Consider the following 23307-nt stretch of genomic DNA (forward strand, 5'->3'; position numbering starts at 1 on the left):
GGTTTGACTGAGGCGCGGCAGAAAGTGGATGGGCTGGAAGTGCAGTAAGGATGATTCACTCATCCGGCGCGCGGCGGCGCGTTCGATGCTGTCGTCGCGCCGTCGATTAGTTCGGCTTGGAACATCCAAACGACGCTGAAGCTCAAGCTCTGCGTCGCCTTGAGAGGTCATCGAACGGTGCGGATGCGTCGGTTGTAGAGCGGATGATCTGCGGCTTGGCTGCAGGGTCCTTGCCGGCCCACCATCGCGGGACACGCCGCAAGTACATCCATGTAGGCTCTTACGCGGCATCCATGCCGCGTAAGGTCCCGCGACGGTGAGCCGGCAAGGACCAGTCGAGAGGGTCGGTGTGCATGGTGCAAGCAGTGCACGTCGCGCGGCTGTCCGATGCGCTGGTTTCTGATCGGCTCCTTTCGATCTGCAATGGCACTGCCATCCCCGACGTCACTTCACTGGTCAACGACAACAAGACAACATCATGGATACAGATTTCTGGCTGCAGCGGTGGCGGGATGGTCAGACCGGCTTCCATCAGGACGAGGTGATGCCGCTGCTGCAAAAGCATTGGCCGGCGTTGCAGTTGCCGAAGGCTGCCCGCGTGCTGGTGCCGTTGTGCGGCAAGACACTGGATATGCATTGGTTGGCCGCGCAAGGCCATCGCGTGCTGGCTGTGGAAGTCTCGCCGTTGGCCGTCATGCAGTTCTTCGATGACGCAGGCCTGCAACCGCAGCGACACACCAGCAGCGCCGGCGAGCACTTTATTGCCGGCCCGATCGAAATCATCAGCGGCGATGCCTTTGCACTGGACGCAAGCGTGCTGGCCGATTGCAGCGCTGTCTATGACCGCGCTGCACTGGTCGCCTTGCCTACGGCGTTGCGCCGGCGCTATCTGGAAACCGTTTATGCATGTCTGCCTGCAGAGTGTCGCGGTCTGCTGATCACGCTGGACTATCCGCAAGCCGAAAAAGCCGGGCCGCCCTTCTCGGTGGATGCTGCCGAGGTACACGCATTGTTCGGCACGCAGTGGAAAGTGCAGGAACTGGAGCATCGCGACATCCTCGATCAGGAGCCGCGCTTCCGTGCCGATGGCGTTACCGCACTGTCGACCGGGGTGTATCGCCTGCAACGCAACTGACGATCGCGTTCGAACGCCCTATCGCGCCCGAACGCCGCCTTTGCATCAGTCGGCGGCTGCATGCTTCGCACAATGCCCGAGTCGCAAGTCAATCGAGACCGCGTGGCGTTGCACCACGTGGTGGTTCTGTACACGCGCGCAATGCGCCAAGCAAGACACCGCAGCAGACGGTCGGTAGATGACGCAGGCAGCGCAGCAATCGCGATGCACAGCGGGGCACCTGCCGACTGCCAACCTGTGCTGCGCCAGCTCTTCGGCTGCGCAGCGCCCAGTCGCCCGACTCAGCCGGCCACGTGGCCCTTGTCGATCTTCGAGGTCTGGTACAACTCCAGGCCAATGCGCTTGATCAGGCCCAGCTGCTGCTCCAGCCACCAGGCATGATCTTCTTCTGTGTCCTGCAGCTGCTTGAGCAGCATGTCGCGGCTGACGTAATCGCCGTGCTCTTCGCACAGCTTCATGCCGGCGGCGAGCGCGGCGCGTACTTCATATTCCACCACCAGATCGCGCTCGAGCATCTCCACCACGGTCTTGCCGGGCGCAAACTCCGACGGCCGCATGTCCGGGTCGCCTTCCAGGAACAGGATGCGCCGCAGCAGCGCGTCGGCGTGCTCGGTCTCTTCCTGCATCTCGTGATTGATGCGCTCGTACAGCGCCATCAGGCCCTGATCTTCGTAACGGCGCGAATGCAGGAAATACTGGTCGCGTGCCGCCAGCTCGCCGCGCAGCAGCTGCTTGAGGTAATCGACGACTTCGGGATGGCCTTTCATGGTGTGCTCCAGCGACGCAATGCGCGCATGGTGCCCTAAGCCGCCGGGCAATGATCTAATCGGAATCACTTTCAGTTGCGTTGCCACCAGACCCGCCACCGTCATGACGGCGCGCCACACTTTGACCGAGCTCAAGGAATCGACAATGCGCAAATGGCTGGGCCGGCTGCTGCTGGCAATCGTGGTGTTGGTCGTGGCGGCCGTGTTGGCCGTCTATCTGTTGATGCGTGGCAGCCTGCCGCAGCTGGACGGCAATAGCGCACTGCACGGCCTGGCGGCACCGGTCAGCGTGCAGCGCGACCGATTGGGCGTGGTCACCATCGATGCGGCCAGCCAGGTCGATGCCATGCGTGCGCTCGGCTATGTGCACGCGCAGGAGCGCTATTTCGAGATGGATCTGATGCGCCGCGCGCCGGCCGGCGAACTCTCCGAGCTGTTTGGCCCCGCGGCGCTGGACCTGGACAAACGCAATCGCGTGCATCGGTTGCGTGCACGCGTGCATGCCAGCCTGGACATTGCTGCAGGCAGCCAGCGCGCAGCATTGCAGGCCTATACCGACGGCGTGAATGCCGGGCTGGCGGCCTTGCGTGTGCGCCCATGGCCGTACCTGCTGTTGCGGCAGACACCGCGCGCGTGGACGCTGGACGATTCGATCCTCACCGGCATGGCGATGTACGCCGACCTGCAGGACAACGACAACCAGACCGAACTGGCCATCGCACGCATCCGCGCAGTGGTACCGCCCGCACTGGCGGCGCTGCTCGATCATCAGGGCTCCAGTTGGGATGCACCGCTGTTCGGGCCGGCACTGGGCGATGCGGTACTTCCGGATGCGGCGACGCTGGATCTGCGGCGTTTGCCGCATCCAGCCGCAGCACCACGCGCCGAACAACCGACCCCGGGCAGCAACAACTTCGCCGTAGACGGCAGCCTCACCCGCGACGGCCGCGCCATCGTCGCCGACGACATGCACCTGGGCCTGCGTGCGCCCAACATCTGGTTCCGCGCGCGCTTGCGGTATCCGGATACCAGCGCGCCCGAGGGCAAGGTGGATGTCACCGGCTTCACCCTGCCCGGCCTGCCGGCGGTGGTGGTCGGCAGCAATGGGCACGTGGCCTGGGCGTTCACCAACAGCTATATCGACACGTCGGATTTCGCGCGGATTGCGCCAGCCACGCGCGGGCATCCGCAAGCGCTCACCACCCATGTCGAAACGATTCGTGTGGCAGGCGCTGCACCGGTAAGTTTTCCTGTCCGCGAGGCGGTCTGGGGCCCGATCCTGCACGAGAATGCCGACGGCAGTTTGCTTGCACTGCGCTGGGCTGCGCAGCTTCCCGGCGCAATCCGCCTGGATTTCGCGCAGATGAGCAGTGCGGCGGATCTGCAGGCGGCCTTCGCGGTGGCGGATCGCTCGGGCATTCCCGCGCAAAATCTCGTACTGGCCGATCGCAGCGGGCGCATCGCCTGGCGGCTGATCGGCGCGCGCCCGGTACGCAATGCGGGGTGCAGCCCTAGCGGTATTGCCGAACTTGCAACCTCGGCGCAGGAGTCGAACGAGGCATTGCCTTCGACTGCCGGCGCGGTCGCTTCCGAACCTGCGCCGACCGGCTGCGTGCCATGGCCCGTGCGCAGCGACGATGCACCCGCCTTGATCGACCCACCCACGCACCGGCTCTGGACTGCCAACAGCCGCATCGTCGATGCGCAACAGCTGGCGACACTCGGCAATGCCGGCTACGACCTGGGCGCGCGCGCGCAGCAGATCCGCGACGATCTGTTCGCCAAACAGCGTTTCAACGAACTGGATCTGCTTGCCATCCAGCTCGACGATCGCGCCGTGCTGCTCACGCGGTGGTGGCAGTTGTTGCGCAGCGTGGTCGAACACAGCAAGGACCCGGCGCTGCAACAGATCGAAGTCGCCACGCGGCAGTGGGACGGGCATGCGTCCACCGGCTCGGTGAGCTATCGCATCGTGCGCGGTTTTCGCAGCATGACCATCGATGCGGTGGAAGCCGGACTGCTGGCACCGGCAAACGCTGCGCTTGGCGATGACTTCCTGCCGCCGCGTCGCGCGCAGTTGGAAGGCATCGTCTGGCCGTTGCTGCAGCAGCGCCCTGCACATTTGTTGCCGCCCACGTACACCAGTTGGGATCAGTTGCTTGCCGATGCTGCACGCAGTGCGCAGACGGATTTAGCTGCGCAGGACGGCCCCCTGAGCGAGCGCACCTGGGGTGAGCGCAATACCGCCGCGATCTGCCACCCGATCGCGCGCGCCTTGCCTGCCCTCGCCAAGCGCTGGCTGTGCATGCCGCCCGATCAACTGCCCGGCGATCGCGACATGCCGCGCGTGCAAGGCCCGGCCTTCGGCGCCTCCGAACGCATGGTGGTCTCGCCAGGCCACGAACGCGACGGCATCGTGCATATGCCCGGCGGCCAGAGCGGACATCCGTTGTCGCCGTTCTGGGGCGCGGGGCATGACGATTGGGTGCATGGCCGGCCGACCCCGTTTCTGCCGACGGCTACGCGTTACACGCTGCGATTGCAGCCGAATTAGGCGTGGCCGCTGTCTCGTCTGTCGACACGGGTTTCGACGGTGGATACGGGTTTCGACGAAAGCAAAACGCTTGGGTGAGCTGCGTTAGCCCCTCTCCTGCGGGAGAGGGGTTGGGGTGAGGGTACGGGCATCAAGCAATGCTGGATTGCACGCGGCGCGCCTCTATCCATTCGAGTCAACGGCGCTATGGCGTGGGCGAGCACGAGGCTGCGCCCGTACCCTCATCCGCCCTTCGGGCACCTTCTCCCGGCGGGAGAAGGGATGCGCTGTGCGTCTGAGTGTCCACATGTCTGAAGTTCTGCGTTCTACGAATCTGCACGTCTGCAAACCTCCACCCTGCACCTCTCAAAACCTACGCCTGGCTCAACACCTACACCCGGCCACCTCTAGCGGTGCACGCAGCGAAGCGAGCACATCATGCTAAGATGCATTTGATAACCATTCCCATTAGTGACCAATGCGCCCCACGCTCCTTGTCACCGCGCTTACCGCTGCGCTCGCCCTACACTCGCCATCCGCTTTCGCTCAGCACACCAGCACCTCAGCAACCGTCACCGAGCTGGATGGCGTCGATGTCATCGGCCGTGCGCAAACGCTCTACAAGTCCGAAGACGCCGCAGTGGCCACACGCACCGATACGCCGCTGGCGCTGGTGCCGCAATCGGTGCAGGTGCTGCCGCGCGAGCTGATCGACGACCAGGCGGCGCGGCAGATCACCGACCTGTATCGCAGCATCAGCGGCATCAGTTTCTTCAGCTATGCGGGCGTCACCTTGCGCGGATTCCGCCAGGAAAACGTGTTGTACGACGGATTGCGCGGCGATCCGTATGCCGGCTTCTCGGTGCCGCAGCTGTTCAACATCGAACGCGTGGAAGTACTCAAAGGCCCGGCCGGTGCGTTGTATGGCGGTGGTGAACCCGGTGGCGTCATCAACTACGTCACCCGCAAGCCCGGCCATCAGACCGCGCGTCGGGTGGAGCTGCAGGTGGGTAATCAATCCTTCGGTGCGGCCTCGTTCGAAGCCACCGGCCCGGCACGCGACGATGGGCGCATCCGCTACCGCATCGGTGCCTATGCCGATGGCGAAGATGGTTTTCGCTGGAACACCGATAGCCAGAGCCAGATCGGCGATGCGTCGGTGGCGTTCGACATTGGCCAGACCGGCGAGCTCACCCTGCAGTACACCGACATCACCCAGAACCTGGGCGGCAATCGCTTGCGCGGCGTACCGGTGGACGACAACGGCAACTTTCTGACCAATCGTCGCTGGAACCACAACGAGTCCACCGACTTTCTCGACATGCGCGCCAAGGTGGCCTTCGCGCAGTATCGCTTTGCGCCGTCGGATGCGTGGGACGTGGACATGGCGCTGCGCTGGTTCAAGAACGACGAGCATCAGATCTATCACGAGCCGATGGGCTTGATCGACCGCGATGGCGACGGCACCGCCGAGTGGATGACGCGGCAGTTGCGCAATCAGTTCCGCGACAACGATGCGATCTCCAGCAACGTCAACGCGATCTTCCGCACCAGCATCGGCGCGATCGAACACAAGCTGCTGATGGGCGCGGACTACTACCGGCTGGATGCGGATTTCCGCGCGCAAACCGCAAATACCGCCGACACCGGCCGCACGCGCGGACCGGTGCCGGGCATCGATCTGCTCAACCCGGTGTACGGGCGCAGCGGCTTTTACGACTATGGTCTGGACAGCCTGCCCTGGCGCGCCACCAGCACCCGCAGCCAGCGTTATGGCGCCTATCTGCAGGACGAACTCACACTGACGCCGCGCTGGTATGCGATGGCCGGGCTGCGCTGGGACGGCTTCAAGGACGACAACCTGCTGGATGGCTCACGCGTCACCGGCAACGATCTCAGTTGGCGCGTGGGCAGCACCTTCGTGTTGCGCGATGGCGTCAATGCCTACGCAAGTTATGCCAGCGGTTTTCTGCCGCAGGATGCGGCAAATCAGGACAGCAGCGTCGGCGGGCCGTTCGATCCGGAGCGCAGCACCCAATGGGAAGTCGGTCTGAAAACCGCGCTCAACGATGGCGGGCTCACGCTCAATACTGCGCTCTACCGCATCGAACGCAGCAATATCGTGCAAGCCAATGGCAGCATCGTCGATGGCGTCAATCAGCTCTCCGCCCTCGGCCTGGTCCGCAGCGAAGGCCTGGAAGTGGATCTGCTGGCCGACCTCACCGAGCGTTGGGTGCTCAATCTGACCTACGCCTACAACGATGCACGCGTGCTCGATGCAGGCACCAACGGCATCACCAATGCCTCCGGCGACCGTTTTGCCAATGCACCCCGCAACACCTTCGGCCTGTGGACGCGCTACGACCTGCCGGCCTGGAAATCGGCAATCGCCTTTGGTGCCGATTACGTGGGCGAGCGGGTCAGCCTGGAAGGCCAGCGCGTCAAACCGTATGCGATCTTCGACATCAGTTGGCAGACGCAGTGGGATGCGTGGAAGCTGCAGGTCAACGTCAAGAACCTGTTCGACAAGGTCTATGCAGTGAGCGGTTTCACCGAACGCACCGGGCATTTTCCTGGCGAACCGCGTCGCATCTATGCGCAGCTGGCTTACAGTTTTTAAGCGTGGCAACCACGCGCGTGCTCAGCTCTTGATCGCTGCGCTCAACTGTGACGTTCGTCAGCCACTCCGGCGTGCCGCACACGCCGTTGCGGCCTCGACCACAGCAATGCAATGAACCTGCGCAGAATCGCGCATGCCGGAATCAGCCAGACCTTAACGTCCGGTGGGACACACTAGAGGCCGTCGCGATGTGGAGTTCATCTCCACATCATCGCTCCCCTCCCCCCACTGACCGGAATCCGCATGCCTCAGCTTGCCCGCTCCGTTTCTGCCTTGTTACCTCTGCTCGTTGCCACTGCCTGCTCGGCAGCGCCACCGGCCAAATCCGGCCCGCCGGACGCGACTGTCGCCGCCTGCACCGCCAAAGCGCGCCCCGGCCAGGATCTGCAAAAAGCCATCGACAAGCTCCCGCAAAGCGATACGCCTGCGGTGTTGTGTCTGGAAAAAGGCGAATTTCCGCTCAACGGCCTGGTCTCGATCCACCGCGGCAATCTCACCCTGCGCGGCAAGGGACCGACCACCGTGCTGCGCATGGCTGATGGCGTGCAGCAGCCAGCGCTGGTGGTGGGCGATTACGAAAATCAGCAGCCGATCGGTGTGATCCGCAACGTCAGCATCGAAGACATGCAGATCGTCGCCAGCACCGGCGACAAGGAATTCATGCCCGAGCGCCCGTACCTGAGCAATAGCGCGGTGGTGGTGCGTTCCGGCCAGGGCATCAGGCTTGCCGGCCTGCAGGTCAACAAGTGCCGCAGCGCCTGCCTGCTGAGCGAGTACGACACGCGCGAGATCACCATCGAAAACAACGACGTCTCCGGTGCGATCTGGGATGGCGTGTCGTTCAACCGCACCGCCAAGGTCACCATGGTCAACAACTACATCCACGACAACGTGGCGGCAGGCCTGACCACCGAGCACCTGGAAGACAGCGAAATCCGCAACAACCGCTTCGAGCGCAATGGCAGCCAGGGCATCTATCTGTCGGATGCGCGGCGCAACCGCTTCAGCAACAATCAGTTCGAAGGAAACAAGGTCGCCGGCATTTTTCTGGCTTGCGCCATTCGCTACCGCACCCCGGAAATCCTGTGCTGGGACAACAGCATGAGCCAGGACAACGTGTTCGAGAACAACCGCTTTGCCAGCAATCCGTTCACCTACACCATCGGCGTGGACCGCGCCGCCAACTGCACTGCGGGCGACTTCAAGCCGAACCTGTGGCGCAACAACCAGGCCGATGTGGCCGGTGTGGATATCGAGCCGCAGCGCTACGGCTATTGCGTGCGCCACGAGTGATCGCAACAGTGGCCGGCAGTGCGTGAGCGCATGCCGGCCACTGCAGTTGTCGCGACGTTACGAAGCCAACGCCTGTTCGTGCACGCCGGCAATCGCACGGCCGGACGGGTCGGCCATCGCAGCAAAACTTGCATCCCAGGCAATCGCGGTCGGCGACGAACACGCGATCGACTTGCCGCCCGGCACCGTCTCCGCAGCCGCCTGGCTGGGGAAGAACTGCGCAAACAGCGTGCGATAGAAATACGCTTCCTTGGTCTGCGGCGGATTGACCGGATAGCGCTTGTCGGCCGCGGCCAACTCGCGATCGCTCACATGCGCCTCAGCATGCGCCTTGAGTCCATCGATCCAGCCATAGCCCACGCCATCGCTGAACTGCTCTTTCTGTCGCCACAGAATCGACTCGGGCAAATAGCCGGCGAAGGCTTCGCGCAACACGCCCTTTTCCATGCGCATGGCGCCGCCGCTGGTCTTGTCGATCATCTTGAAACTGGCATCCATGCGCATCGCCACATCCAGGAACTCGCGATCCAGGAACGGCACGCGCGGCTCCACGCCCCAGGCCATCATCGACTTGTTGGCGCGCAGGCAATCGAAGTTGTTGAGCGCGTCGAGCTTGCGCACCAGTTCCTCGTGGAATTCGCGCGCATTCGGTGCCTTGTGGAAATACAGATAGCCGCCGAAGATTTCGTCGCTGCCTTCGCCGGAGAGCACCATCTTGACGCCCATCGCCTTGATCCGCCGCGCCAGCAGAAACATCGGGGTGGATGCGCGAATGGTGGTGACGTCGTAGGTTTCGATGTGGCGGATGACTTCGGGCAATGCATCCAGGCCTTCTTCGAAGGTGTATTCGAAGCCGTGATGCACGGTGCCCAGCGCGGCGGCGGCGACTTCGGCGGCGGCCAGATCCGGCGAGCCTTTCAAACCGATCGCGAACGAATGCAGGCGCGGCCACCAGGCTTCGGTGGTGTCGTTCTCTTCGATGCGATGACGTGCGTAGCGCGCGGCAACGGCGGCGACCAGCGACGAATCCAAGCCGCCAGACAACAGCACGCCGTACGGCACGTCGGTCATCAACTGACGATGCACCGCGCGCTCGAAGGCCTCGCGCAATTCCTGCAACTGCACCTGCACGCCTTGCACTTCGGCGTATTCGCGCCAGGCGCGCTCGTAGTAGCGGCTCAATGCGCCGGTGGCGCTGTCGTACCAATGGCCGGGCGGGAACTGCGCGGCATCGGCACAATCGTCGACCAGCGATTTCAGTTCGGAGGCCACCCGCAAGCGGCCTTCGCGATCATGGCCCCAGTACAGCGGCACCACACCGATCGGGTCGCGCGCGATGATCACTCGGCCTGCCGCCTTGTCCCATAGCGCGAACGCAAAGATGCCGTTGAGGCGGTTGAGATACGAGGCCGGCGCGTCTTCGCGATACAGCGCGTTGATCACCTCGCAATCGGAGCCGGTCTGGAACACGTATGGCTGCGTCAGCTCCTGCTTGAGCTCGCGATGGTTGTAGATCTCACCGTTCACCGCGAGGGCGAGCTGCCCATCTTCGGACAGCAACGGCTGCGAACCACCGGCCGGGTCGACGATGGCCAGCCGCTCGTGCACCAGGATCGCGCCGGTATCGACATACACGCCGCTCCAGTCGGGACCGCGATGGCGCTGCCGTTGCGAACATTCCAGTGCCTGCCGGCGCAATGCCTGCAGATCGTCACCGGGTTGCAGGCCGAAAATACCGAAGATGGAACACATGGAAACACTCCTGAAAAAACTGCGGGGGTTGGCGGCCGGTGGAAGAGCGTGCTGCACGAAATGACACCCATAAAAAAACCCGCATCGGCCGATGCGGGTTTTCTGATTCCTGGGCGTTTGCTGTACTTCGCCTAGTCGCAGATCCGCATCGGCCGCGCACGATTATTCGCGCGCAGATTGTTGCGGTTGGCGTTATTGAGGTTGGCGAGGCGAAGGACCATGCAGCCGACGCTAACGGTTCGTTTTCGATGGCGCAACTGTTTCAGCGGCAACGACGGCGGCAGACGGGACATCATTCGACCAGTAGCCGCTCGATCAATGTGCGATAGAGGGTCGGCAAGGCGTCCAGATCGGCCACGCGCACATGCTCGTCGACCTGGTGGATGCTGGCGTTGACCGGGCCGACCTCGATGCATTGCGCACCTAGAGGCGCGATGAAGCGCGCATCGGAGGTGCCGCCGCCAGTGCTTTCTTCCGGCGGTGCGCCGGCAAACTGCCCCAATACCTCGCGCGCGACGCTGCGCAGGCGCCCTTCGGGAGTGTAGAACGGCTCGCCGCTGCGATGCCAACGCAGCGAGTACTCCAGCGCGTGGCGATCCAGCACTGCAGCGATCTCCGCTTCCAATCGCGGTGCATCCCAATGCGGGGTGTAACGCAGATTGAAGGCCACCTGCAGCTCGCCCGGAATCACGTTGTTGGCGCCGGTGCCGGCATGGATGTTGGAGATCTGCAGGCTGGTCGGCGGAAAACTTTCGAAGCCCTCGTCCCAGCGTCGTGCGACCAGCTCGGCCAAGGCCGGCGCTGCCAGATGGATCGGATTGCGCGCCTTGTGCGGATACGCCACATGGCCCTGCACGCCTTTCACCGTCAGCGTGCCGGACAGGCTGCCGCGGCGACCGACGCGCAGCAGATCGCCCAACCGCTCGGTGGACGACGGCTCGCCGGTGATGCACCAATCGATCGCCTGCCCACGTTCGCGGAACAGCTCGGCCACCCGCCGCACGCCATCGATGGCATTGCCTTCTTCGTCGGAGGTCAGCAGCAGCGCCAGCGTGCCGGTGTGCTGCGGATGCGCGGCAACGAACTGTTCGGCGGCGACCACGAAGGCGGCCACTCCACTCTTCATGTCGGCGGCGCCGCGCCCGTACAGCACTCCATCGCGAATCTGCGGGTCGAACGGATCGCTGGTCCACGCCTCGCGCGGCCCCGGCGGCACCACATCGGTATGCCCGAGCAGCACCAGCACCGGCGCACCGCTGCCGTGCGTGGCCCATAGATTGTCCACCGCGCCCAGGCGCAGGTGTTCGATAGCAAAGCCGGCGCGCGCCAGCCGCTGCGCGATCAGTTCCTGGCAGCCGGCATCGTCCGGCGTCACCGACGGGCGGGAGATCAGTTCACAGGTGAGGTCAACAATGTCGGACATGATCGGGTATCACTGGAGAAGTGGGGAGCTGCGGCAGCACCGGCTCACGCAACGCCGAAGCGCTGCTTGAAACCGTTGTCCGAAAATCCCTGGCTGAGCTGACCGTCATCGGTGATGACCACCGGCCGGCGGATCAGTTGCGGATACTCGCGTAGCAGCAGTTTCCATTCGGCTGCGCTGGCTGCAGCCTTGCGGTTGTCCGGCAGTTGCCGCCAGGTGGTCGACGACTTGTTGATCAGTGCATCGAATCCGCCGGCCTGCTCGGCCCACGCCACCAGCGTCTCCGGCTCGGGCTTGTGATCGCGGTAATCGACGAAGGTGTAGGCGACATCGAAGCGGTCCAGCCACTTGGTGGCTTTTTTGCAGGTGTCGCAGTTTTTGAGTCCGTATAGCGTGGTCATGTCATGCAGCTCCTGTAGTTACGCGGCGCGCATCGGCGCGCGCCATCAGGTCGGTGGCAAGCAGTTCGGCCGACCGGCCGCGGGCAGGCAGGAAGATCACTGGTGCGTCGCCGGCCTGCACCTGCAGTGCCAGGCGCACCGGCGGAATCAGCCAGGCCGGCTCGACCGCGCGCAGGTCACGCAGGTCGATGCGCTGCCGCCGTCCCTGGTGCTCGACCAACAAGGCATCGCCGGCGTCGTACACCTGCGCCCAGCGCGCCGGTTGCCGCAGCCAACGCAGGGCCATCACCACTACCAGCGCCGGCACGATCCAATGCCACGGCCCGCCGGTCGTGACCCTAGGATCGCGGGTCAGCACACCGACCGTGTAGAGCACGCCCCAGCCCAGCCAGAATGCCGGGATGCCCCACCTCACCCAGCGCGATGCAGCCCTGGAGAGGATGTCCTGGTGCACGTTCGGTTGCGCGCTCAATCGGCAAGGCCACGCAGCAGCTCATTGACGCTGGTCTTGCTGCGCGTCTTGGCATCCACCTGCTTGACGATCACCGCGCAATACAGCGAGTGCGAGCCATCCTTGGACGGCAGCTGCCCGGACACCACCACGCTATACGGCGGCACATAGCCATACGAGATTTCGCCGGTGGCACGGTTGTAGATGCGCGTGCTCTGGCCGATGAACACGCCCATGCCGATCACGCTGTGATGGCCCACCACCACGCCTTCCACCACTTCCGAACGCGCGCCGATGAAGCAATGATCTTCGATGATGGTCGGGCTGGCCTGCAGCGGTTCCAGCACGCCGCCGATGCCGGCGCCGCCGGACAGATGGCAGTGCTTGCCGATCTGCGCGCACGAACCCACCGTGGCCCAGGTGTCGACCATGCTGCCTTCGCCGACGTACGCGCCGATATTGGTGAAGCTCGGCATCAGCACCACGTCCTTGCCGAAATAGCTGCCGCGACGCGCCACCGCACCCGGCACCACGCGCACACCGGCCTTGCGGAACTCGGCCTCGTTGAAGCCGGCAAAACGCGATTCCACCTTGTCCCAGAACGGCGCCGGCTGCGCCTCGATCACCGCCATCTCGTTGACACGGAAATACAGCAGCACGGCCTTCTTCAGCCACTCGTTGACGGTCCAGCCGCCCTGCCCGTCCGGCTCGGCGACGCGGAACTCGCCGCTCTCCAATCCGTCGATGACGCGGGTGACGATGGCGCGGGTGGAGCCGTCGATTTCGTCGATGGTCAAGCTGGCGCGGCGCTCGAATGCACTCTCGATACCGAATTTGAGTTCGTCAGTGCCCACCTGCGCGGCAACGCTGTGCACGGCCTTTTCGGCGATCGGCAGTTTCTTCGCAGCGGCAGCCTTTTTGGCCGCCGGCGCAGACACCACGCTGGTCGGCTGCCTGGCCACGCGCGGTGCGCTGGCGGCGACTTTCTTTGCAACGCTCTTCTTGGCAGCAGCCTTGGTGTCGGCAGCTGCGACAGCGGTGGCCTTGCGCGCAACAGGCAGCTTGCCTGGCTTGCTGACTGCCTTATTTACCGGCTTGCCGACCGACTTGTTGTCACTCGCCTTGCCGCTCTTTGCGGTCGCGCGCGCAGGCGCTGCGCTGGTCGTGGTCGCGCTCTGCTTGCGCGCAGTCTTCTTGGTAGCCATGGGGTCTCCGGAGGTGCTAGGTGGGATCGAGACAGGCGCACAGCGCATCGCGCAGCGCCTGCCGGGCGGATTCGGACAACGGGCGGTCGTGCTCGTCGGTGATCTGGAACTGGTCTTCGGCGCGCTCGCCAAACGTGGCGATGCGCGCGTCGTGCACGCGCAGGTGTTGCAGGCGCAGCACGTTGGCCACGTCGGCCAGCAAGCCGGGGCGATCGGGTGCGACCAGGCTGATGCGGGTGCGGCGGCCGCCAGCGCTTTCGCTGAATTCCACACGCGGCGCAAAGCGGAAATGCCGCAGCTGGCGCGGCACCGCACGCCGCGAGGGCCGCACCTTCTGCAGGTCGCCGGCCAGCACCTGCCGCAAGGCCGCAGCCAGACGCTGCGGATCGCCATCGGCAGAGCTGTCCTGCGGCAGCACTTCGAACACGTCGAAGATGGCATCGTTGGGTGCATCCAGCACGCGGGCGCGGTGAATGCCGTAACCCTTGCGATCCAGCGTGGAGACGATCGCCGAGAACAACCCGTCACGGTCGCGCGAGTACACGAACACTTCCAGTGCGTCGTTGTCCGGCACTGCGCGACGCGCCTTGACCGTGGTCTGGCCGATCTGCACTTCGATCAGCGAAACCGCCTGCCAGGCCAGTTGCTCGGGACGGAAACGCAGGAAATTCTCGTCCGGCATGCCGGCGAACTGACGATCGATGGTGGCATCGTCATGGCCTTGCGCCTGCATCAGCGCACGCGCGGACTCGCGCGCTTCGCGCAGGCGTTCTTCGCGCGGCGGCGGATGTTCCAGACCTTCGCGCAGCGCGCGGCGCGCAGCGAAATACAGATCGGCCAGCAGCCGGTCCTTCCAGGCATTCCACAATTTGGGGCTGGTGCCGGCGATGTCGGCGCAGGTCAGCAGATACAGATAATCCAGCCGTTCGCGCGTGCCCACCAGCGTGGCGAAACGATGGATCACCTCCGGGTCGGAGATGTCCTGCTTCTGCGCGGTCACCGACATGCGCAGATGCTGCTCCACCAGCCAGGCCACCAAGGCGGTATCGCCTTCGCTGAGCCGATGCGCCTGGCAGAACGCGCGCGCATCCACCGCACCCAGCTCGGAATGGTCGCCGCCACGGCCCTTGGCGATGTCGTGAAACAGACCGGCCAGCAGCAACAATTCCGGCTTGCGCAAGCGCGGCCAGACTTCATGCGTGATCGAAAAACGCTCGTCGGCGCGACCGGCCGCAAACAGCGCGATATTGCGCAGCACCATCAGCGTGTGCTGGTCCACCGTGTAGACATGAAACAGGTCGAACTGCATGCGCCCGGACACGCTGGCGAATGCGGGAATCCACTGGCCCAACACGCCCAGGCGCGCCATGCGATTGAGCGTTTCCATCGCCCGCGGACCGCGCAGCAGCCCCATGAAGCGGTCGCGCGCGGTGGCGTCGGCCACGTCGTGAGCCGGCAGCTCGCGCAGCACCTCGGCCAGCGCGCGCGCGGTCAGCGAATGCAGGCCGCGCACCTCGCGATGCGCCGCCCACTGCGCAAACAAGGCGAACACCTGCAGCACATCGCCCGCCGGCCAATCATCCGCATCGGCCGCCAGATAGCCGCGGCGCAGGCTGAAGCCGCCACCGAGCGGTTCCGGCACCGCTTCGCCGTCGAATTGTTCTTCGAAGCGCTGCAACAACCGGTCGCTGATGCGGCGGATCAATGCAGCGCTGCGATAGAAGCGCTGCATCATCTTTTCCACGCCCAGGCTTTCCGGGTCGTCGGCAAACCCCAGCCGCTGCGCCAGGGTCTTTTGATAGTCGAAGCGCAAGCGTTCTTCCGGCCGGTTGGCGACGATGTGCAAACCGAACCGCAGCCGCGCCAGTTCTTCGCGCTCGCGCCGCAGCGCCGCAGCCTCGTCGAAGCCGACATGGCCGAGCCCGACCAGCGCTTCCAGATCCTTGACGCCGAAGGCGCGCAGCGCCATCCAGCCCAGCGTCTGCAGATCGCGCAAGCCGCCAGGGCCGTCCTTGATGTCCGGTTCCAGATTGTCGGCGGTGTCGCCGAAGCGCTGATGGCGCGCCAATAATTCTTCGCGCTTGGCCTGGAAGAATTCGCGCGCCGGCCACACCCGTTGCGGGGCGATCGCTGCGGCCAGTGCCGCGCGCGCCTCGCTCCCTGCAACCAGCGGGCGCGATTCGATCAATGCGGTCAGCACGGTCTGGTCGGCTGCAGCGGCGGTGCATTGCGCGGCGGAGCGCACCGCATGACTGATCGGCAGGCCCACATCCCACAGCAACGCGAACAAGCGCGCCAGGGCCTGCTCATGCTGTTGCTGCACCGCGCTTTCGCCCAGCACCAGCACATCCACGTCCGAACGCGGAAACAGTTCGCCGCGCCCGTAGCCGCCAACCGCATGCAGCGACAACCCGGCATCGGCCGGGATGCAGCGCGTCCAGGCATTGCGCATCAATTGGTCGACCGCGCGTGCGCGCAAGGCCACCAGGCGTTCGATCGGTTCGCCTTGATCGAAGCGCTTGCACAACCGCATGTCCGCATGCACCAGCAGCGGACGGGCCTGCGCGGCCCACTCGGCATCGCCGGCGACACCCGGGTCGGGTCGATCCGCCGGCGTGGCCGTCATACCGGGGCGGGCGCGTTCGGCGACAGCGTCAGCACATCCACGCCGTCTTCGGTCACCGCGACCATGTGTTCCCACTGCGCGGACAACTTGCGGTCCTTGGTGACCACGGTCCAGCCATCGGGCAGCGTCTTATGGTGGTAGGTGCCTTCGTTGATCATCGGCTCGATGGTGAAGGTCATGCCGGGCTTGAGCACCAGGCCTTCGCCGGGACGGCCGTAATGCATCACCTGCGGCTCGTCGTGATAGACCTTGCCGATGCCGTGGCCGCAGTAATCGCGCACCACGCTGAAGCGCTCGGCTTCGGCGAATTTCTGGATCGCATGGCCGACATCGCCCAGCGTCGCACCCGGCTTGACCGCGCGGATGCCGCGCCACATCGCTTCGTAGGTGGTATCGACCAGGCGCTTGGCCATCACCGACGGCGTGCCGACGTAATACATGCGGCTGGTGTCGCCGTGCCAGCCGTCCTTGATGACGGTGACATCGATATTGACGATGTCGCCGTCCTTCAGGACTTTGGCCGCGCTCGGGATGCCGTGACAGATCACGTTATTGACCGAGGTGCACACGCTCTTGGGGAAGCCGCGATAACCGACATTGGCAGGAATGGTGCCCTGCACGTTGACGATGTGGTCGTGGCAGATGCGGTCCAGCTCGGCAGTGGTCACGCCCGGTTGCACGTGCGGGGCCACGATGTCGAGCACCTCGGCGGCCAAGCGGCCGGCGACGCGCATCAGTTCGATTTCTTCTTTGGTTTTTAGATTGACGCTCATGGTCCGGATTATCGCCGATTCGGGCTGAATCTGAACGACCCGCGCAGCCGATTTTTGCAAAACACGCCATTACGGCAGAAGCGGACGGTGCAGCAGAAAACTGGCGTCACCGCGCATTCATGTGTGACGGAGTTCGAGGAGCGTCAAAGTCTCCATTAACGGAGTCATCCGCAGGACATCCCAATTTTGCGAAAAGAACCAGATTAAACAGCTAGATAGCGCGTGAATTCGGCGTTATCGTTTGGCACAGCTAATGCATTGGAGGAAGGGCGACACGTCGTCGCGTCACCAATGACCAGACCGGTCAAGGAAATGTCCATGCGCACTGTCCGTCCTGTCCTGCTGTCCCTCGGCCTGCTCTCGACCATTGGCGTTGCCACAGCAGCCGATACCACCACATTCAACGTCAAGATCGCCGTCACCAAGGCCTGCACCATCACGGCGGCGTCTGCGACGGACGTCGACTTCGGCTCGGTGTTGTCCACCTCGACCGCCAATGCCGACGCCAACGGCAGCGTGACCGCGCAGTGCACCGCGTTGACGCCGTACAACATCGCCTTGAGCGCAGGCAGCAATGCCGGCACCGCCAACGACGTCACCACCCGCCGCATGAAGAACACCGATGCGCTGGTCACCACCAACAACTTCATCGCCTACCAGCTGTACCAGGATCTGGGACGCAGCACGGTGTGGGGCAGCACCAGCGGCACCAATACGCTGAGTCGTACCGCCACCGGCATCAACCAGGTCTATCCGGTCTACGGCCGTGTGACCAACCCGTCCGCCAACAATCCGGCGACCGGTGCGTACCAGGACACGATCACCGCCACGATCGTCTATTGAGCGCGCGCATGCCCTTGCACCACCGCCTCTCGTCTCGCATGCCGGCGTGGCTGGTCACGACCGGACTGGTCTTGACGCTCGCACTGAGCAGCGCCTGGCCGCTGTTATCGGCGCGCGCGGCCAGCCTGCAATTGGCACCGACCTCGCTGACGCTGAGCGCAGAACAGTCCGCCGACGGGCTGTGGCTGAGCAACAGCGGCGGCGTGCCGGTGCAGGTGCAGACCCGCGCCTATCGCTGGACCCAGCGCGACGGGCAGGACCAGCTCGACCCGACCCAGGAACTGCTGATCAGCCCACCGATGCGCACCCTGGCCGCCGGCGAGCGCCAGCTGATCCGGGTGATCCGCGCCGGGCCTGCGCCGACCAGCCAGGAAGTCTGCTACCGCATCATCGTCGACGAATTGCCTAATGCCGATGCCGACCGCAAGGGCATGCAGTTCGTGCTGCGCTACTCGGTGCCGATCTTCGTGCTGCCGCCTGGAAAAGCCGAGCCCACGCCGACCTTGAGCACGCAAGTGGTTGCCGGCAGCGACGGCAATGCGCAGATCCAGATCAGCAACACCGGCAATGGGCATGCCCAGGTCGCCGACCTGCAGCATCGGGTCGATGGCGCAACCAAGACCACATTGAACGGACTGGTGGGCTATGTGCTGCCCGGCCAGACCATGCGCTGGTCGCTGGGTGCACCGCTGGCGCAGTTCGCACGCGTCACCATCATCGCAAGGATCAATGGTGAGGCGGACGAACGCACCCTGTTGGCAACGCCGACAGCGCCGTGACACGGCCCGGCTGGCGATGACGCTGCTCGCGACCGCCACCTGCCTGGGAAGCGCCGCGGCTGTCGATCTGGCCGACGTTGCCGCGCTGCCCGATCAAACCCCGCAAAGCGCCAGCGCACTGCCGCAGACGCTGTATCTGGATGTCACCCTGAATCAGGCCGACCGCGGCCTGGCGCCGTTCGAACTGGTGGACGGCCACCTGCGTGGGTCGGTCGAAACGCTGCGCAAACTCGGTTTCATCCTGGCCGAGCGCAGCGCCGGCGAGCTGGTCGATCTGGATCGCCTGCCCGATGTGGAAGTGCGCTACGACGCCGCGCTGCAGCGGCTGGCGCTGCAGGTGCCGCTGGCGCAGCTGTCGCTCTCCACCACGGTGTTGAAAGCCGAAGAAGTCGCCCCGCCCAGCGCCACCGCCTCCCCGGGCATGCTGCTCAATTACGACGTCTATGCCACGCGCAATGCCGGGGCCAGCAGCGTGTCGTTGGCGACCGAACTGCGCGGCTTCGGCATCGGCCGCGGCATGGTCGACACCACCGCCGTGTTCCTGGCCTACGACCGCCCGCAGGACCAGCGCTGGCGCAGCGAAGCGGTGCGCCTGGACAGCGCCTGGCAGATGGATTTCCCGGATACAGCCACCAGCCTGACGGTCGGCGACTTCTACAGCGGCTTTGTCGACTGGAGCCGCTCGATCCGCCTGGGCGGCGTGCAGATCGGCCGCAATTACGCCTTGCAGCCCTATCGCGTGTTGACGCCGACGCCGAGTTTTCTGGGCGAAGCGGCGGTGCCTTCGACCATCGAGCTGTATGTCGATGGCCTGCGCCAATACAGCGGCCAGGTGCCGGCCGGGCCGTTTCAGCTGGCCGCACAACCGGGCATCAGCGGCACCGGCCAGGCGCAGATAGTGGTGACCGATGCGTTCGGCCGCGTGCGCCGGCTGGACTTCGCGTTCTACGGCACCCCGCAACTGCTGGCGCGCGGCATTTCCGAATGGTCGGCCGGGATCGGCCACCTGCGCCAGGACTACGGCGTGCGCTCGTTTTCCTACGATGCGCGCACGGTTGCCAGCGCCACGCTGCGCAAGGGCCTGCGCGACGATTTCACCATCGAGGCGCATGCCGAAGCCGGCGGCGGCGTGGTCAACGCCGGGGCCGGCGGGATCTGGCTGCTCGGCGTGGGCGGGGTGTTCAATCTCGCCTATGCGCACAGCCAGATGGACGACCTGCGCGGCGGCCAGTACGTGCTGGGCTATGCCTGGAACAACCGTCGTTTCAACTTCAATCTCGGCACCCAGCGCACCCACGGCGACTACCGCGACCTGGGCGCGCTGCAGGGCGCGTTGCCGGCACGCATCAGCGACCGCGCGGTGTTCGGCGTCAACGTCGCTCCGATCGGCTCGCTCGGCACCAGCTACGTGCGGCTGAGCTACCCGCAAGGCGACACCTCGCGCTATGCCAGCGTGTTCTGGTCGCGCAGTTTCGGGCGCAACTGGGCCGCCAATCTGTCCGGCAATCAGAATCTGGACGTGCGCAGCGATCGCAGCCTGTATCTGTCGCTATCGACCACCTTCGGCGAGCTGCGTCAGGCCAGCGCCTCGATGCAGCGCAACGGCAACCGCACCGGATTTGTGGCTGATGTCAGCCAGCCGTTGCCGGGCGACGGCGACCTGGGCGGCATCGGCTGGCGCCTGCAGGGGCGTGCCGGCGACGATGCCAGCGGCGGGCTGGCCGAACTTGGCTGGTTGAACCGGGTCGGCCGCTACAACCTCGGCGCAGCCAATCAGGATGGCGACAACTTCGGCTATGCCAGCGCCAGCGGCAGCCTGGTGTGGATGAACGGGCGCGGCTTTGCCGCACGCGATATCCAGGACGCCTTTGCGGTGGTGTCCACCGACGGCCAGGCCGGCATTCCGGTGCGGCTGGAAAATCGGCTGATCGGCGTCACCGATGCGCGCGGCACGCTGCTGGTCACCCCGCTGCAATCGTGGCAGCGCAACCAGTTGTCGATCGACACCTTGAACCTGCCGGCAGATCTGCGCGTGGACCGCGTCGATACCGCAGTGACGCCGCGCCAGCAATCCGGCGTCGCGGTGCGCTTCGGCATCACCCGCGTGCGTGCGGCGATCATCGTGCTGCACGACGCACAAGGCGCCCCGCTTCCGGTGGGCAGCGTGGTGCAGCGCGAGGGCGATGCCGAGCGCGTCGTGGTCGGCTACGACGGCGAAACCTATCTGGACAATCTGCAGAGCGACAACCGCCTGCTGGTCGACTTGCCGCAGGGCCGCTGCAGCGCGCAGTTCAGCTATCCGGCCAACCCGAGCGGCATTCCGCGGGTGGGACCACTGCAATGCGTCACCGAGCAGAAAACGCCATGAACCTACACGGCCTCTGGCGCCTGGTGATTGCACTGGCTATCGCAATGTTATGGCTGACACCAAGCCAGCGCGCGCATGCCGACACCACGTGTACCGTCACGCTGGGCACGCCGCTGGCGTTCGGCAATGTGGCAGCCAATGGCACCACCGATGCAGTGGCAACGCTCAACGTCTCCTGCGCAACCGCCGCGCTCAGCGTCCTGGGCTACGCACAAGTGAGCCTTTGCCTGGACCTGGGGCCAGGCAGCGCCAGCAGCGGGCTGTATGCACCGCGCCGCATGCTCAACTCCACCAGCGACAGCCTGGACTTCCAGGTCTACAGCGACGCAACACGCACCCAGATCTGGGGCGCCACCGGATCCACAACGCCCTCGCCGCGCACCTTGACGCTGTCGTACGGCGTCCCCTTGATCACCGGTGGCTCGCAGACGGCCACCATCACGCTGTACGGACGCATTCCAGCCAACCAGATCCTGTCGGTCGGCAACCACACCAGCAGTTTCGGCGGCGCCGACACCGTGCTGCGCTATGCCTACAACGAAAGCATCATCGGCATCCCATCGCTTCCGGGCAGTTGCATGGCCGGCGGCAGCGGCGCCAAGACCGCCAGCAACGCCTTCCCGTTCACCGCCTCGGCCAACGTACCGGCACGCTGCAATACCTATGTGACCACCGATCTGGATTTCGGCAGCATTGCCGGCACCATCAGCACCGCCATCGACCGCAGCTCCACCATCAGCCTGACCTGCACCAACCGCACCGCCTGGAACATCGGGCTGGGCGACGGCATCAACGCCACGGGCAGTCTCCGACGCATGCGGCATTCCAGCAGCGCCAATTACATCGCCTATGAGCTCTACAGAGACGTCGGCCGCGGCAGCCGCTGGGGGACCAGCATCGGCGTCGATACGCTCAGCGGCACCGGCAACGGAGTGGCCCAGACGGTGACCGTTTACGGCCGCGCGCCCGCACCGCAACTGCCCATCGCAGGCGACTACAACGACACGGTGACCGTCTCCATCACTTATTGACAGTTAATCAAGTTCGCATCCGGGGCGTCGCTATTTGTTACGTCTCCAATGCAAACGATTGCCTTCATGATGCCGGTCACTCTCCTGAAGCGCCTGATGCTGCTTGCCCTGTTCTGCAGCGCGTCTGTGGCCAATGCTGCGGCCAGCCGCGGCCCGGAAAATTCCACCCTGCACATCGGCCTGCGCCTGCTCAGCGGTTGCGAGCTGCGCACCACGCCCCCGCGCGCCAGTTGTTCCAGGGGCACGCCGATGGCGATCGCCCAGCCGGCCCGTGCCGCCGAAACACCGGCCATCGCAAGCACCGGCCAGGACGCCAGCGCATTGGCAGGCCCGGCGCCGACCACCGCCGCACGCATCACCACGATCGCGTTCTGACCATGGCCACGCGACGCTCCCTTCATTGCTGGATCGCAGTTGCGCTGGCCTGCGTCGCAATCGACGGCGGCGCCGGCGCTGCCGAGATCGCCATCGCACCGACCACTGCGCATATCCCGGCCGACAGCGATCAGGCAACGGTCTGGCTCTACAACCAGGCCGCGCTTCCATGGCGCGCCGAAGCCAAACTCTACCGCTGGCGGCAGGATGGCGAGCGCGAAGTACTTGAACCCGCCACCGGCGCCACGGTCAGCCCGAATCATTTCGAGATCCCGTCGCAAGGGCGCCAGCTGTTGCGTGTGATCCGGCTCGGCCCCAGCCCGGTGCAGACCGAAGACAGCTATCGACTGGTGGTGACCCAACACGCCACCGGCGACGAAACCGAGTTGCTGCGTTATTCCACCCCGGTGTTCGCACTGCCCAGCCAGCCCGCCGCGCCAAATCCGGTGCTGCGGACCACCCTGTCCGGCCACGGCGGCGGACGCGCACTGAGCGTGCACAACGCCGGACTCAGCCATGCACGGCTGGCCGATCTGGCCTACATCGATGCCGGCGGCACCCGCCGCAGCATCCGCGATGATCTGGCCGGTTACGTGTTGCCAGGCCAAACCCGCCAATGGGCACTGCCGGCCAACCTGCCCACCGGCAGCGGCCGCTTCGTGGCGCGCATCAACAGCGACATCGAGACCACGCTGACGCTTGAGCCGTGAATCGGGAATCGGGGCAGCATTAGAGTGGCTGACGAAACCGCTCAATTGTTTGGATCGAACTGAGCTGATCAGGCCGCACCGCATCTGACCGCCGCGTCGCATTCACTGCTCGCAACCATGCACACCAGCCATCTCCACTGGTCCTTGCCCGCCCACCGTCGCGGGACCTTACGCGGCATGGATGCCGCGTAAGAGCCTTATCTGTTCGGATTCTGGCAGTTT

General features: G+C 65.0%; 19 protein-coding genes. 10 read left to right on the forward strand and 9 right to left on the reverse strand.

Annotation, left to right across the window (positions count from 1 at the left end):
- The first annotated feature begins 478 nt into the window (after window positions 1-478).
- A complete protein-coding gene (locus tag XcyCFBP4188_RS21395) occupies window positions 479-1135 on the forward strand; it encodes a thiopurine S-methyltransferase (RefSeq protein WP_104592820.1) in 657 nt (218 codons plus the stop codon).
- Window positions 1136-1416: 281 nt separating this feature from the next.
- On the opposite strand, the gene bfr is transcribed toward XcyCFBP4188_RS21395, so the two are convergent.
- The gene (bfr, locus tag XcyCFBP4188_RS21400; protein WP_043889738.1) at window positions 1417-1902 is read right to left on the reverse strand and encodes a bacterioferritin; all 486 of its coding nucleotides are present in this window, start codon (window positions 1900-1902) and stop codon (window positions 1417-1419) included.
- Window positions 1903-2047: 145 nt separating this feature from the next.
- On the opposite strand from bfr, the gene XcyCFBP4188_RS21405 reads away from it, so the two are divergent.
- The 3 genes from XcyCFBP4188_RS21405 (at window position 2048) to hpaM (ending at window position 8348) form a co-directional block, all read left to right on the forward strand.
- The gene (locus XcyCFBP4188_RS21405) at window positions 2048-4456 is read left to right on the forward strand and encodes a penicillin acylase family protein (RefSeq protein ID WP_104592821.1); all 2409 of its coding nucleotides are present in this window, start codon (window positions 2048-2050) and stop codon (window positions 4454-4456) included.
- A 457-nt stretch (window positions 4457-4913) separates the two neighbouring features.
- A complete protein-coding gene (locus tag XcyCFBP4188_RS21410) occupies window positions 4914-7055 on the forward strand; it encodes a TonB-dependent siderophore receptor (RefSeq protein ID WP_104592822.1) in 2142 nt (713 codons plus the stop codon).
- A 243-nt stretch (window positions 7056-7298) separates the two neighbouring features.
- On the forward strand, window positions 7299-8348 hold the full coding sequence (gene hpaM / locus XcyCFBP4188_RS21415) for a type III secretion-associated outer membrane-bound protein HpaM (RefSeq protein WP_104592823.1): 1050 nt from the start codon (window positions 7299-7301) through the stop codon (window positions 8346-8348).
- Between the two features lie 57 nt (window positions 8349-8405).
- Here hpaM and asnB read toward each other — a convergent pair whose 3' ends face one another.
- From asnB to map, 8 genes are all read right to left on the reverse strand, one after another.
- Window positions 8406-10100 (reverse strand): asparagine synthase B, encoded by a 1695-nt coding sequence (asnB, locus tag XcyCFBP4188_RS21420; protein ID WP_074057064.1) that lies wholly within the window; start codon window positions 10098-10100, stop codon window positions 8406-8408.
- Window positions 10101-10231: 131 nt separating this feature from the next.
- Window positions 10232-10393, reverse strand: coding sequence for a hypothetical protein (locus tag XcyCFBP4188_RS22970; protein WP_155767023.1), 162 nt, complete (start codon window positions 10391-10393; stop codon window positions 10232-10234).
- Entirely contained in the window at window positions 10393-11523 is a 1131-nt protein-coding gene (gene dapE, locus XcyCFBP4188_RS21425; RefSeq protein WP_006450833.1) for a succinyl-diaminopimelate desuccinylase, read from the reverse strand. The genes XcyCFBP4188_RS22970 and dapE overlap by 1 nt, the downstream gene beginning before the upstream one ends.
- Window positions 11524-11567: 44 nt before the next feature.
- Entirely contained in the window at window positions 11568-11924 is a 357-nt protein-coding gene (locus XcyCFBP4188_RS21430) for an arsenate reductase (RefSeq protein ID WP_006450834.1), read from the reverse strand.
- A 1-nt stretch (window position 11925) separates the two neighbouring features.
- The gene (locus XcyCFBP4188_RS21435) at window positions 11926-12378 is read right to left on the reverse strand and encodes a hypothetical protein (RefSeq protein WP_228996889.1); all 453 of its coding nucleotides are present in this window, start codon (window positions 12376-12378) and stop codon (window positions 11926-11928) included.
- A 14-nt stretch (window positions 12379-12392) separates the two neighbouring features.
- Window positions 12393-13580: a 2,3,4,5-tetrahydropyridine-2,6-dicarboxylate N-succinyltransferase gene (dapD, locus tag XcyCFBP4188_RS21440; RefSeq protein ID WP_006450836.1), complete on the reverse strand. Its 1188-nt coding sequence runs from the start codon at window positions 13578-13580 to the stop codon at window positions 12393-12395.
- 16 nt (window positions 13581-13596) lie between these two features.
- A complete protein-coding gene (locus XcyCFBP4188_RS21445) occupies window positions 13597-16206 on the reverse strand; it encodes a [protein-PII] uridylyltransferase (RefSeq protein WP_006450837.1) in 2610 nt (869 codons plus the stop codon).
- Window positions 16203-16979: a type I methionyl aminopeptidase gene (gene map, locus XcyCFBP4188_RS21450; RefSeq protein ID WP_043909057.1), complete on the reverse strand. Its 777-nt coding sequence runs from the start codon at window positions 16977-16979 to the stop codon at window positions 16203-16205. Before map ends, XcyCFBP4188_RS21445 begins: the two co-directional genes overlap by 4 nt.
- 318 nt (window positions 16980-17297) lie before the next feature.
- On the opposite strand from map, the gene XcyCFBP4188_RS21455 reads away from it, so the two are divergent.
- From XcyCFBP4188_RS21455 to XcyCFBP4188_RS21480, 6 genes are read left to right on the forward strand one after another with little or no spacing between them, the layout of a single operon-like run.
- Window positions 17298-17822, forward strand: a complete 525-nt coding sequence (locus XcyCFBP4188_RS21455; RefSeq protein WP_043909063.1) for a Csu type fimbrial protein — start codon at window positions 17298-17300, stop codon at window positions 17820-17822.
- A gap of 8 nt (window positions 17823-17830) precedes the next feature.
- On the forward strand, window positions 17831-18601 hold the full coding sequence (locus tag XcyCFBP4188_RS21460; protein ID WP_104592825.1) for a fimbrial biogenesis chaperone: 771 nt from the start codon (window positions 17831-17833) through the stop codon (window positions 18599-18601).
- A 16-nt stretch (window positions 18602-18617) separates the two neighbouring features.
- On the forward strand, window positions 18618-20969 hold the full coding sequence (locus tag XcyCFBP4188_RS21465) for a fimbria/pilus outer membrane usher protein (RefSeq protein WP_074057058.1): 2352 nt from the start codon (window positions 18618-18620) through the stop codon (window positions 20967-20969).
- Complete coding sequence (locus tag XcyCFBP4188_RS21470; protein WP_074057057.1) at window positions 20966-22000, forward strand: Csu type fimbrial protein; 1035 nt, start codon at window positions 20966-20968, stop codon at window positions 21998-22000. Before XcyCFBP4188_RS21465 ends, XcyCFBP4188_RS21470 begins: the two co-directional genes overlap by 4 nt.
- 48 nt (window positions 22001-22048) lie before the next feature.
- Window positions 22049-22375 (forward strand): hypothetical protein, encoded by a 327-nt coding sequence (locus XcyCFBP4188_RS21475; protein WP_006450843.1) that lies wholly within the window; start codon window positions 22049-22051, stop codon window positions 22373-22375.
- A 2-nt stretch (window positions 22376-22377) separates the two neighbouring features.
- The gene (locus tag XcyCFBP4188_RS21480; RefSeq protein ID WP_104592824.1) at window positions 22378-23085 is read left to right on the forward strand and encodes a fimbrial biogenesis chaperone; all 708 of its coding nucleotides are present in this window, start codon (window positions 22378-22380) and stop codon (window positions 23083-23085) included.
- The last annotated feature ends 222 nt before the right edge of the window (window positions 23086-23307 follow it).

Source organism: Xanthomonas hortorum pv. cynarae (genome assembly GCF_002939985.1).
In the GTDB taxonomy this organism is placed as follows: Bacteria; Pseudomonadota; Gammaproteobacteria; order Xanthomonadales; family Xanthomonadaceae; genus Xanthomonas; species Xanthomonas hortorum_D.